This is a genomic window from Tianweitania populi (assembly GCF_014652875.1).
GTDB lineage: Bacteria > Pseudomonadota > Alphaproteobacteria > Rhizobiales > Rhizobiaceae > Tianweitania > Tianweitania populi.
This window is the reverse complement of record NZ_BMZQ01000004.1, coordinates 29129-41068: the sequence shown is the minus strand read 5'-3', so window position 1 is coordinate 41068 and position 11940 is coordinate 29129. Positions and strand designations below refer to the sequence as shown.

At 60.7% G+C, this 11940-nt stretch carries 10 protein-coding genes; 3 read left to right on the top strand and 7 right to left on the bottom strand.

Features of this window, described 5'->3' with window-relative positions; translation table 11 throughout:
* Positions 1-20: 20 nt before the first annotated feature.
* The gene (locus IE166_RS17750) at positions 21-1316 is read left to right on the top strand and encodes a VpsF family polysaccharide biosynthesis protein (RefSeq protein WP_189506586.1); all 1296 of its coding nucleotides are present in this window, start codon (positions 21-23) and stop codon (positions 1314-1316) included.
* Positions 1317-1318: 2 nt separating this feature from the next.
* On the opposite strand, the gene IE166_RS17745 is transcribed toward IE166_RS17750, so the two are convergent.
* The 4 genes from IE166_RS17745 to IE166_RS17730 form a co-directional block, all read right to left on the bottom strand.
* On the bottom strand, positions 1319-2404 hold the full coding sequence (locus IE166_RS17745) for a glucosamine inositolphosphorylceramide transferase family protein (RefSeq protein ID WP_244641564.1): 1086 nt from the start codon (positions 2402-2404) through the stop codon (positions 1319-1321).
* Positions 2405-2901: 497 nt separating this feature from the next.
* Positions 2902-3750: an ABC transporter ATP-binding protein gene (locus IE166_RS17740; protein WP_189506584.1), complete on the bottom strand. Its 849-nt coding sequence runs from the start codon at positions 3748-3750 to the stop codon at positions 2902-2904.
* Entirely contained in the window at positions 3750-5744 is a 1995-nt protein-coding gene (gene fhuB, locus IE166_RS17735; protein ID WP_244641563.1) for a Fe(3+)-hydroxamate ABC transporter permease FhuB, read from the bottom strand. Before fhuB ends, IE166_RS17740 begins: the two co-directional genes overlap by 1 nt.
* An 11-nt stretch (positions 5745-5755) precedes the next feature.
* On the bottom strand, positions 5756-6535 hold the full coding sequence (locus IE166_RS17730; RefSeq protein ID WP_189506582.1) for an ABC transporter substrate-binding protein: 780 nt from the start codon (positions 6533-6535) through the stop codon (positions 5756-5758).
* A gap of 366 nt (positions 6536-6901) precedes the next feature.
* Here IE166_RS17730 and IE166_RS17725 point away from each other — a divergent pair, with 366 nt between their 5' ends.
* Both IE166_RS17725 and IE166_RS17720 read left to right on the top strand, forming a co-directional pair.
* Positions 6902-8920, top strand: coding sequence for a TonB-dependent siderophore receptor (locus IE166_RS17725; RefSeq protein WP_244641562.1), 2019 nt, complete (start codon positions 6902-6904; stop codon positions 8918-8920).
* A gap of 17 nt (positions 8921-8937) precedes the next feature.
* Positions 8938-9825, top strand: coding sequence for an alpha/beta hydrolase (locus tag IE166_RS17720; RefSeq protein WP_189506578.1), 888 nt, complete (start codon positions 8938-8940; stop codon positions 9823-9825).
* 115 nt (positions 9826-9940) lie between these two features.
* Here the strand turns inward: IE166_RS17720 and IE166_RS17715 are convergent, their stop codons facing one another.
* From IE166_RS17715 to IE166_RS17705, 3 genes are read right to left on the bottom strand one after another with little or no spacing between them, the layout of a single operon-like run.
* Entirely contained in the window at positions 9941-10714 is a 774-nt protein-coding gene (locus tag IE166_RS17715; protein WP_189506576.1) for an SDR family NAD(P)-dependent oxidoreductase, read from the bottom strand.
* Positions 10715-10718: 4 nt separating this feature from the next.
* On the bottom strand, positions 10719-11054 hold the full coding sequence (locus IE166_RS17710; protein WP_189506574.1) for a hypothetical protein: 336 nt from the start codon (positions 11052-11054) through the stop codon (positions 10719-10721).
* On the bottom strand, positions 11054-11920 hold the full coding sequence (locus tag IE166_RS17705; protein WP_189506863.1) for a DUF6772 family protein: 867 nt from the start codon (positions 11918-11920) through the stop codon (positions 11054-11056). The genes IE166_RS17710 and IE166_RS17705 overlap by 1 nt, the downstream gene beginning before the upstream one ends.
* Positions 11921-11940 lie beyond the last annotated feature (20 nt).

Here is an 11940-nt window from a genome sequence, read left to right as displayed (position 1 = left end):
CCTCTCGCTTCTGGTTGAAAATGGCTGCAAGTGTCACTGGCGGAATCGAGAAATCGAGCGCCGCGGACGTGTATCAGCGGAATGCCGTGTCTCTGCTGCTTTTTCTATGTGCTGCAGTTGTCTTCATTCTGCGTGCGGTGGTCTCGCCGCAAATGCTGAATCTTGCGGTTTCATACTCCACAGAAGGAGGCTCGTTCCCGGAAAAGCTCCATATCGGAACTTACGCCATCTTCTTCCTGCTTGCAGCCATCCTCATCAGCAGGCCGCTGGTGCTGAAAGGCGATGAGGTCAGCCTGTTCAAGGCAATCCTGCGCTTTACCGCGCTGATCCTTCTGCTCGTGCCCTATCTCTTCGTCACCGGCCGAGCAGGTTCAAGCGGGTTCGTCATTGATTCCTACCTGGTCGCCTGTGCCGCGGCCATGATCATGCTCAGCCTGAACCGGGAAACGCGGACGGCACTGGGAAGTGTCATGCTCGGCATGATCGTCGTCAGCGCGATCCTGGGCATCGTGGAAGCGGTCGTGCAGCAGCACTTCCTGCCCTATCCATTTCGGGAACAGGAGTTCCGGCCGATCGGTCTTTCTGCGCATCCGCTTGCACTGGGCACGCTTTGCGCCACGGCCATCGCCTTCGTCGCGCTGACACCGTGGCGGCTATGGGTCAAGATTGCCTGCATCCTCTTGTTGTTTGCGGGCACCGCCGCCTCCGGCGCACGCGCAGCTTTGCTGCTCGCCATCATCGAAACTCTCTTGCTTACGACCATCCTTCCCTGGCGAGGACTTTCCCGCCGTCAGCAACGGGAGGCGAAATTCACGGTGACGCTTCTAACCGTGATCGGGGGCGCGGCATTGATCATTGCGTTTGCGGCCGGCGGTTTCCTGAACCGCTTCAATGAAACGATTTTCGACGAGAACTTTTCGGCACGCGTGACAGTGTATCAGGTGTTCGACTTCGTGACTTGGCAGAACATCCTGTTCGGCATGAATGCCGACGACCTGCTGGCGATCGTCAACGAGAAGCTTCACCTGCCTTATATCGAAAGCACGCCGGTTGTGCTCGGCCTGCTGTTTGGTGTTCCGCTTGCCGTTATCTTCTCGCTGAGCTTCTTCCGCTTCTTGTATCAGCTGCTTCGCAACACGACGCGCCCGGCCTGGATCGGGACGATCACCTTCCTTCTGGCAGCCTTGTCGAACAACACGCTGTCGTCCAAGGCGCCGGAACTGATGATCGTGTTCATTCTGCTGATGGCATATCAGGTCAATGGCGCGTCGGACGAGGTGAATGTTCGGCGAAGAGGGCTTGCTGACGTAGCTTAAAATCAGCCGGCGCTATCGATCACTTCCACCCGGCCAACACGATTGAGCGTGTGGATGCCTTTTCGGTCCCAGGCTGAACCGGGACGAATGGGTTCCGGCGCACTGAACCGAACATGACCATCGTCGAGCTGTTGCAACTCCATCAGCCCCAGCCCTCCTCCATAGCTTTGTGATCCATTCTGAACGGGCAGCAGGATGCGCTCGCCTGTTCGAATAAACGAGCCACCTGGCCTTGCTGCCGAGTGATCGATGGCAACCGGATTGAGCGCATGGTCGATCCAGGGCCCGCGCGGATTGTCAGCAGACAGGACCACCATCGTGTCCGAAGGGCCGCCGACACCCACTCGCTCCGTGGCGACGAGCCAGAAACGTCCTCCGTGTTGAAGAACCGTGGCGTCGTTGATGTCGCGATCCGCGAGAAGAACCCTGTCACGCACCCACGTGTCCGGAAAGGACGCGGCGCGATACAGCACCAGTTCCCGCGCAGCAGCGCTTTCAGGCAGCATGTAGATCTCGCCATCATGCCTGAAGACCTGAGGGTAAGAAAGATGATGCGGCTCCTCCAGCACTCTGCGCGGCGTGTCGAAGGTTCCGTCATTCTGAAGCTCCGCAACCGAGATAACGCCTCGGTTCAGCGCATAGGGAAACTCTTCCACGAACAGGAACATGCGGCCTTCATGTTCGAACACGAAGGGGTCGGCATAGAAGCGCGTGCCGTCGTCGGGCAGGACCGTGAACGGTGCTCCGTCGATTGCGCCGGTTTCGGCTACGCCCCCACCCTTGATGCTGCGATACGCAACCTGCCAATAGAAGGGACGCTTTCGGCGCTGAACCTTCCGGATCAAGCGAGCGACCACCGCCTTGCTGAAGAACAAGGGATAGTGCCGTGCGAACGATGTTTGGCCAGTGGGGGAGGAGGGCATATCCTCCAACGGAACTAGTCTGTTGGCTGCAAAACGGCTGACGGTCTGCAGGATCAACGATAGGGCGCCGGCGAGCAGATCGTCGGATGCGCGCTTGAGCCAAAGCCGGTCTCGGATCATCGGTCTCGCACGCCCAAGCGCGATGCCATCGATGCTTGCAACCAAGTCCAACGTGTCGCTGCCCGTCACCAGCTGGGCCAGCCCGTCCTCGAAACTACTGCAACCGGCAAATGTAAGCGTCAGTGTTGGCTTGCTTATCTTTGGCGCGGAAGGAGCGAGGTTGATCACGAGATCAACCTCATCATACTCGGTTTGCGGAAGAGGTTTGCACTCGCTGGCCAGTGAAGCGCCGAAAACGCGGGTCTCAGCGGAAAGCACAGCATTCAGAAGCCGCGAGCCTGTAGGTCGACCTGGCGAATGGCGCACGGAAACGACATGCCCCGCCTCCAGCAGTCGCGCCGCCACCTCATTCTGCCAACGCCGGCAACCATCCGCCGGAAGTGTAAGAAGAATTTGGACCACGAACGAACACCCTTCATCAGACTCGCAGGAGCTTCCTTGTGAGCTACTTGTGCGAGTGTTGTTGTAGGGAGGAACCCCTTATGGAGCATTACGAGACAGGTAGCCTGACGAGTGCACCTGCTAACAGTCGCGTGGCCGAGCTAAGGCACTCGACTAGCCGGTAAACGCTCTTCCTTGTAGGCCGGAACCGCGACGCCGACCCGTGGGGTTCCGAGCTGCGCCAAGACCGTCATGTCGATGCCATAGACCGACGAAAGCGCCGACGGTGTCATGAAGTTTGCCGGCGTTTCGTCCGCAACGAGGCATCCGTTCCGCAGGGCCACGATGCGGTCGCAGAAGCGCGCGGCCATGTTGACGTCGTGGAGCACGACAACGACGCAAAGGTTTCGCGTATGGCCTAGGCGCCGGATCAGCGAAAGGACTTCGATCTGGTGCGCGATGTCGAGCGCCGAGGTTGGTTCGTCGAGAAGAAGACAGCCGGCATCCTGCGCCACCAGCATGGCAAGCCAGACACGCTGACGCTCGCCCCCCGACAGCGTATCGATGCTGCGCTCGGCAAATTGCAGCGTGTCGGTCATCTCCATCGCCTTCTCGGCCTTCGCCGCGTCGTCTTCGGTGAACCGGCCCAAGGCACCATGCCAGGGATAGCGGCCGAGGCGAACGAGTTCACGCGCGGTGAGGCCGGTGCCGATCGGCGGATCCTGGGGAAGATAAGCGACACGCTTGGCGAAGTCGCGCGCGCCCCATTTCGTCAGTGAACGGTTTTCGAAGTGGATGGTGCCGCCGCTGGGCTCGTTCTGGCGCGCCAGAAACTTGAGCAAGGTCGACTTTCCCGAGCCGTTTTGTCCGATCAGGCCAACAACTTCGCCGGGATACAAAGTGAGGTCGAGTGGATGAAGGATGGTGCGATCGCCAACCTTGAAGTGCACCTTGTCAAGCGAAAAGGCGGATTGGGGGCCAGGCGAGCCTGAAGAAAGGTTCGTTGTCATCAGGCACGCCTTTGCAGGAGCCAAAGCAGGACGGGCGCGCCGACGAGGCAGGCGACGAGACCGGTGGGAAGCTGGAACGGGAAGGCGCAGACTCGCGCAAGCCAGTCCGCGGCAAGAAGGATTGTGGCGCCGGCGCAGGCGCTGCCCAGCAGGGACGGCAAGGCTCCCCTGACACCCGTCAGTCGAACAAGATGCGGCGCGATCAAGCCTGCGAATGTCAGCGGCCCCACCAACGGAGTGGCCGCCGCCGTGGCGATCGCGGCCAGGGCCAGCAGGAGTAGGTGCACTGAGCGCACGTTCAGGCCCAGCCCGCCAGCACTTGGGGCTCCCAGCGCCAGCAGTTCGATCGGCCGACGAGCCAGGAGGGTGACCGCAAGCATGAGTGCCGCGACAACAGCAGCGGAGGCCGCGCCGACCGGCTGAACGCCGCTGGCAACACCGGACATCCAAGACAGGAGCTGGAAGGAGCGCGGATCGCCTGTTGCCGAAAGCATGCCGATCACGGCATCGAGCAGCGCAGAAATGGCGATGCCGGCAAGCAGCATGCGTTCTGGTGCAAATCCCGCGCGCCGCCCCAGCAGAAGAACCAGGAACAAGGTCGCGGCAGCGCCCGCCATAGCCGCTAGGAAGGCTTCAACGGACGACATGTCGCCGATCACGAAAAGGCCGATCGCCACGGCGAAGGTCGAGCCGGCGCTGATGCCGAGAATTTCGGGACTGGCCATTTCATTGCCGGTCAGGCGCTGGAGCACGAAGCCTGCCGTGGCAAGAAGCGCACCGGCCGAAGCCACCGCAAGGCTGCGCGGCCATCGCCAGGGCAGGGCGGTCGATAGTTCGGTTTGAGCGAGCCAGTGCCAGGAGCCATCGGGCGCGCGCCCGAAAAACAGCACCACCAGAACGAGACCAAGAAGCCCGACCGCGAGCGCAGCCATGACCAGCCTGTTTTGGCTGTTGTTCAGACGCGCAGCGCGAGTGCCGGATGTGTGCCCGCTGGATGGGCGCATGGAAGCCTGAAGGCGCGGCAGAAGCCAAAGCAGGATCGGTGATCCCAGGATCGCCGTCACCGCACCGGTCGGCAACAGGTCGGATGACGCGCCGGCGCCGTATTGCACCAGAAGATCGGTCAACAACAGCAACAAGGCGCCGATCAGGGTTGACCAAACGAGGCGGGCCGTAAAGTCCCGCGCACCGGCCAAGCGTGTCAAAATGGGTGCAACCAAGCCAACAAAGCCGATCACCCCCACTGCGCTGACCGTAAAGGCCGAGAGAACCACGGCCAGTGCTACGGCGCCAAGGCGCAGGCGTGACACGGGCAGTCCCAGCCCGCGCGCTGCGTCATCCCCAAGCTCGAGCAGTGTCAGGGGCCGCAGGAGAAACACCGCGAAGGGCGCCGCCAATGCCAGCCTGATTGAAAGATCCACGGTTGGCTGCCAGCTCTGCTGGCTGAGAGAACCGCCGCCCCAGATGAAAAGACTGGCAAGCCAGCGGCTATCGATCAACGCCAGGATCGAGGCGAGCGCGCCGCAGTAAAGGCCGACAAGCAGGCCCGATAGAACAAGCGGGATCGGCGCGAAATCCTGTCTTCGGGCAAGAGCGAAAACGAGGCAGGCTGCCAGCGATGAGCCAAGAAGCGCCACCACATCGCGCCCCCAGCCAAAAAGGGCGGGAAAAAAGAGCGTGGCGAGCGCAAGAGCCAGTCGCGCTCCGGCATCGATCCCCAACGTGGTTGGCGATGCCAGCGGGTTGCGCAACACCTGCTGCAAAATGGCGCCCGACGCCGCAAGGGCTCCACCGCACAACACCGCCATCACCAGACGCGGAAGCGTGGAATACAGAAACACCATCCGATCGGGGTCATAAGCGGCGCTGGGAGGCTGCCAAAGCATGGGAAGCTTCGAAGACAGAAGCATCGCGCCTAGGATCAGGATCGGAATGACCAGCATGAGCGCCAGCAGGGCAGGGCCATGCGGCAGTTGCCGGTGCGCTTTGTTCAAGGGCGACGAAATCAAGCTGCCGCGCCTTCCAATGCATCGAGAAGAAGTCCGGCAAAACGGCGCGCGGAGGGAATGGCGCCGAACATCAGGACCGTCGGCAGAACGGGGATCTTGCGACCCGATACGGAAGGCAGATCGTTCCAGAGCGGGCTTTGGTCCAGAACAGCCTGGATGTCTTGCGGCAGATGATCGGCAACGGCAAAGGCCGAACCGATCTTTGCCAGAGCCTCGATGCCGATCGTGGAAAAGCCCCAGTAGTTCGTTTCTTCCGTCCAAGCATTGCGCAGGCCGATGCGCTTCAAGACGTCGTCATACATGCCGGGCGCACCATAGACCCTGACATGGCGTGGATCGAGAAAGGAGAGAAGCAGGATCGGCTTCTCGCTGAAAGGCCGCGCCCGCTCGCGGCAGACATCGAAATAGGTTTCCGACTCCGCGACGTAGCGCTGAGCCCGATCCCGGTCGCCGATGAGTTCCCCAAGAGCCAGCGCTGCTTCCACGGCTTTTGGATAGGGCGTGCCGCCTTCGGAAAAGATCGACAAGCGGCGAACGGGAGCCACCACAGTCAGCCGGTCCTCAACCATCGCCAGATACTCGGTTGTCAGGATGACATCCGGTTTAAGGGTGGACAGAAGTTCCAGGTTGGGATCCAGCGCGACCCCACAATCAACCGTCGAAATCGGCAGCGTGGGCTGGGCCACCCAGTCCTTCCAGCCACGCGCGTCAGCAACCGCGATGGGCGCCGAATCGAGCATCAGCAGGGTTTCCGCCAAACCGTAATCGAGTGACACGATCCTGGGTGTACCTGCTATCGAACTGGCACCGGCGCTTAAGGGGAAGCCGGAGCTGACTGCCCCGGCGCATGTTGCCAGAAAGTGTCGACGGGAAAAAACCAATGCGGAGCCTGTTCTAACGTTTTCGTGATGCGGCTTAGCAACACCCGGCGCATCTTTGCAAATGATACTTGAAAGCCCCACTCATGTTAACGCAAAACCCGCTGGCTGCATCTGCAGGTCCAGAGGTATCCCATGTCACCGACCCATCCAACTTCGTCTTTGCACCGCTTGCTTAAAGGCGTTTCGCTCTTCTCTCTCGCGTTGGCTAGCGGGCTCTATCCTGCCCTCGCGCAGGAGGCAGTCACGCTTGAAACGGTGGTGGTGAGCGGCAATGGAGGCGACGGAACCGGGCCAGGTGGCGGCGTGACCGCCGATGGCTATGTCGCGACTCGCGCCGAGGTCGGAACCAAAACCGACACGCCGCTGGTGAAGGTTCCGCAGGCAATCAATGTCGTGACGAGCCAGCAGCTCGAAGATCGCAAGGTTCAGACGCTGAAGGAAGCGCTCGATTACACGCCCGGCATCGTGAACCAGGCATTCGGCTTCGACAATCGCTTCGACAGCTTCTACATCCGCGGCTTCAACGTGACCTATGATGCTGTTTACCGCGATGGCCTGCGCGAACTGCCGGGCAACTTTTCGCTCTTCAAGACGGAGCCTTACGGTCTCGACGCGATCAGCATCCTCAAAGGACCGAGTTCAGTTCTTTATGGCGGCGGTGCACCGGGTGGCATCGTCAACCTGGTCTCCAAGCGACCAACCGAAGACACCTACCGGGTGATCGAAGGTCAGATCGGGAACAACAGCCGCTACCAGAGCCAGTTCGACCTGTCCGGTCCGGTGGCCGGCAACGACAACGTTCTGTATCGCCTGACGGGCCTTTACCGCGATGCCGATACCGACTTGCGCAGCGTACCGGACGACCGCATCTTCATCGCGCCAGCGGTGACCTTCCGTTCGGATGATCGTGACACCAGCCTGACGCTTTTGGGCGAATATTCCCACGCCGAGGTGGGCGGCAATGCGTCCTTCTTCAACGAAGACGGCCGGATCACCAATCTCGAATCCGGCGATCCCGCATCGGGGCCTTTCGTTCAGGACCAGGGCCGCGTGGGCTATGAGTTCAAGCATCGCTTCAACGAAACGTGGAGCGTGCGCCAGAACCTGCGTTATGCCCACATCTATGCAGACGTTCCTTATGGGCAGATCGACGCGATCGCGCCGGATCGCCTGACCGCGCAGCGCTCGTCCTGGATCATCCAGGACAAGCTCGACTCCCTTGCCGTCGACAACCAGGCACAGGCCGAATTCCAGACCGGCACGGTCGATCATACGGTCTTGATGGGCCTCGATTACAACCACGTCGATGTCGACGACAGGATCGGATATGGACCTGCGCCGGATCTCGATCTCGTTTCGCTGAACTATGGCGCGCAACCGTTCGAGCGGCCTGACTACAATTATCGGAACGTGACCACCAAGCAGCACCAAACAGGCGCCTATCTTCAGGATCAGCTTGAATGGAACAGCTTCATCCTGACGTTGGGCGGCCGCTACGACTGGGTAAGCAACAAGGACCACGACAACGACCTCGGCTCCGACACCAAACAGGACGACACCAACTTCTCCGGCCGCGTCGGCCTGGGCTATCTCTTCGATAACGGCATCGCGCCGTATGTAAGCTACTCGACGTCGTTCTCGCCCACCATCGGCGCCAATGCCGACGGCACCAGCTTCAAGCCGACGGAAGGCGAGCAGGTCGAAGCCGGCATCAAGTACCAGCCGACGGACCTAAACCTCACCGCGAGTGCGGCGGTCTTCAATATCGTTCAGTCCAACGTGCTTGCCCCCGACGAGACCAATCCGTTGTTCCAGGTTCAGCGTGGCGAGGTCCGCTCCCGTGGCCTGGAACTTGAAGCGGCAACCAGCCTGCCCAACGGCATCAACCTGACGGCGGCCTACACCTATCTCGACCTCGAGATCACGGAAGGCGATAATGTCGGATCCACGCCGTCGGGCATTCCCGCCCATCAGTTCGCTGTCTGGGGCGACTACACCTTCGTGAACGGACCAGCCGAAGGTCTTGGGCTGGGTCTTGGCCTGCGCGTTGAGGGTAAAAGCTTCGGGGACGACGCCAACACCTTGAAGAACGACGCGCGCCTGCTCGTGGATGCATCGGTCACCTACGACTTCAGCAAGTTGAGCGAGAGCATGAAGGGCACGCAGGCCAAGCTCAACGTAAAGAACGTGTTCGACGACCGCGAGCCGACCTATTCCGGCACCTACGGTTATCGCGGTGAAGGACGCCAGATCATCGGCAGCCTGCGCTACCAGTTCTAGAAGGCATCGGGCCCGCCATGTCGAACGCCTATTCGCTCGCTGGCGCGAGCGTCCATGACATCGAGGCGGCGAGCGGAGCGGTTTATCGCCTGCTGCTTTATGTGCCTCGCATGGAAGTGCCCGACTATCTTCCGGCGCGGACCATGCCGGGAGAGGGCTGGCCGCTGTTGCTGATGACGGACGGAAACAGCTGCTTTGGAACTGCGGTCGATGCCCTGCGGTCGCAAGCCGATTATCCCAAGGGCACCAATATAGGCTGGGGTGTGATCGCGGCGGTCGGTTATCCAACCGAGGAGGCCTATGATCCGCTGCGCCGGTCGTGGGATCTGAGCCCGCCGCCTGGAACCAGCTTCCCGCCTTATACGCCGGATGGGCCACCGGTTCGAACGGGCGGCGCCGACGAGTTCCTCGACTTTCTGGAATCGCGTCTCCTGCCTTTCATTACCGCGCGCACGAAAATCGACCCCGCGCGCAAAAGCCTGTTCGGCCATTCGTTTGGCGGGCTGTTTGCCCTCCATGCGCTGTTTACGCGCCCTGGCTTGTTCCAGAAGATCATTGCCGTCAGTCCCACCATCCACTGGGATGACTGCGCGATCCTGCGCACGGAAAAGGCGGCGACTTTCGATCTCCCAGTCCGTCCGAGCATTCACCTCTCTGCCGGCGAGCATGAAGGGGAGCGTCTGGCGCCCTTCCAGGAAGGGAACGAGGATGCCGCAGCCCGCCTCATCAGCAAGAAAACAGAACGCACGCTGGCCTATGCGGAAGAGATGGCCGCCAAGCTTGCTGAGCCAGATGGTGCAAACCTCCAGACCAGCTTCGAAAACCTAGCCAACCACACCCACATGTCGGCACCGACGCCCGCCATCGCGCGCGCCGTGCAGGTCGCCTTTTCTTTGAAGCAGTAGAACCTTGTATTTTGTGCGTTCCGAATGGCTGACGCAGCCTGACCGGGTCAGGTGAGTCAGCTTTCGTAAGACGCTGTTGGAAAGTTGCATTCCGCTTGGTGAGTGCTTTAGCTCATCACCTGAAACTCGATCCCCCATCGACATCCACGGCCGTACCGTAAACGAAGCTGGCTTCGGGTGAGCACAGGAAGAGGATTGCAGCAGCCATGTCATGCGGCCGGCCCATGCGACGGCGGGGGAGGTTGGCTGCGATGCGCTCTTTGAGCGCGGGATCGATGTGGTTGTGCATCGGCGAGTCGGTGGGGCCGGGATTGAGCGCGTTGATGCGCACATTCTTGCCTGCCAATTCGCGACCAACGGATTTGACGATCGAAAGCGTGCCCGCCTTTGAAGCCGCATAGGCGGTGTCTGCGATCAGACCGCCACCACCGTGATAGGCGACATCGGAAGCGACGCAGACGATGTTGCCGCCTTCAGCGTTGCCAAGCATCCGGGTCACGGCTCCCTTCACGGTGAAGAAGGTTCCCAGAAGGTTCACCGACATCACGCGCTCCCAGTGCGCCCAATCCTGATCGGGGATCTTCTTCGCGGTAATGATGGCTGCGCAGCAGATCACATGGTCGAGCTGAGCCAGGTTGGCATCGCAATAGGCGAACATCGTTTCGATGCTGTCATTCTGCCCAATATCCACGGTGACCGTATGGACCTTGCCTGACAGCTCGCTTTTCGCCCGTGCCAAACCTTCAGCATCGCGGTCGGCGAGAACGATTTCAGCACCCTTGCTCAGGAAGGCGCGGGCCGTTTCGAAGCCCATGCCACTGGCGGCGCCGGTGATGAGGACGGTCTTGCCGGCAAAGGCATCAGAGGCAAATGTCGGATAGGGTGTCATCGGTTCAGGCTTTCAGGTGGAGGGTGACAAGAACGGTGCATTCGGCGCCGTCATCGAACTGCGCACGCACGCGCAGCCAATTGCCAAAGTGGCTGACCCGGGCGACCGAAATGCCGTCGCGGGAAGAGGGCAGGGTGAACTCCGTTCCTTCGGGCACCCAGCGGATGCCGTCGGGAGAAATATCGACAAAGGCTTTTGCGGGCATTCCGACGGGCTGCTTCAAGGCGCGGACGAAAAAGACCGCTTCTTTGGCCCATCCCGCCTCGTAAGGCTCGCTTGCCGCCACGCCGGCCCATGTCTCGTTGCGGGTGACGACGGCGGTGATGTTTTCCGGCAGCATCAGAAGTCTCCCGAAAGACAAACGGAATCGACATACAGAAAGGCGCGCTTATTTGTGTCGGTTTCGGCAAACAGGCATATGTTGAGCATGCACCAAAGGTTCTTCATGGCGGGGATCTTGATGCTCTCGAACCCACTTACGTCGAACACGCGGTCGTTGCAGCGAAAGCCCGTGGCCTGCATCGTTTCCAGATCGAAGTCGAAGCAGAGATAGGTCCAGTTCACCTTTGTCGGGATTTCGTTGTAACAAAGACGCTGCCCGCCGCCCGGCAGGTCCTGCCAGTCATTGGGATTGAGGTGGTCGTGGCTGACGATCTTGTCCTCGGCGCCCATCGGCTTGATATCGCTGGTGCGCTGCTTGAACTGCCACTTCTGCGTATGATGGCCGTTCTCGGCATTGAGGAACCGCAGATGCGGCATCACGCGTAGTGCATCGCCATCCTGATCGCCGCCCTGTAGATCGAACAGGAAGCCGAAGGATCGAACATCCGTTTCAGACAGTTTCAGTTCGTTGGCTTCCGGCTTGAAGGTGACATAGGCTTCCAGGCGGATCGGACCGCGCTTGCGGAACGTATGCCGTTTGATCGCGACATTGCGAGAGCCGGCAACGGGCTTGGTGGCGATCTTGAGCGCATAGGACGAATTCATGCCGCCATGCGAGCCGGCATCCCAATGCGACAGCGTGGACAGCATGGCGCTGCTGTGCTGCGCATAGCCCGGCAGCATCGTATCAAGATCGCCTTCGTAGTTGCCGACCAGTTGCGACCAACCGCAATGGCCCTTGGCGAAGCTGTCATTGGCAATGATGCGGGGAAGGGGATCAAAGTGGCTGAGTGCGGGATCGGATCGCAAGAGGGCCAGACGCAGGTCATGCGCCAAGCTCGTGT

Coding starts and splice junctions, on each gene's coding strand:
- IE166_RS17750 (WP_189506586.1), top strand. CDS start 21: ATGGCTGCAAGTGTCACTGGCGGAATCGAGAAATCGAGCGCCGCGGAC.
- IE166_RS17740 (WP_189506584.1), bottom strand. CDS start 3,750: ATGACAACGAACCTTTCTTCAGGCTCGCCTGGCCCCCAATCCGCCTTT.
- IE166_RS17720 (WP_189506578.1), top strand. CDS start 8,938: ATGTCGAACGCCTATTCGCTCGCTGGCGCGAGCGTCCATGACATCGAG.
- IE166_RS17715 (WP_189506576.1), bottom strand. CDS start 10,714: ATGACACCCTATCCGACATTTGCCTCTGATGCCTTTGCCGGCAAGACC.
- IE166_RS17710 (WP_189506574.1), bottom strand. CDS start 11,054: ATGCTGCCGGAAAACATCACCGCCGTCGTCACCCGCAACGAGACATGG.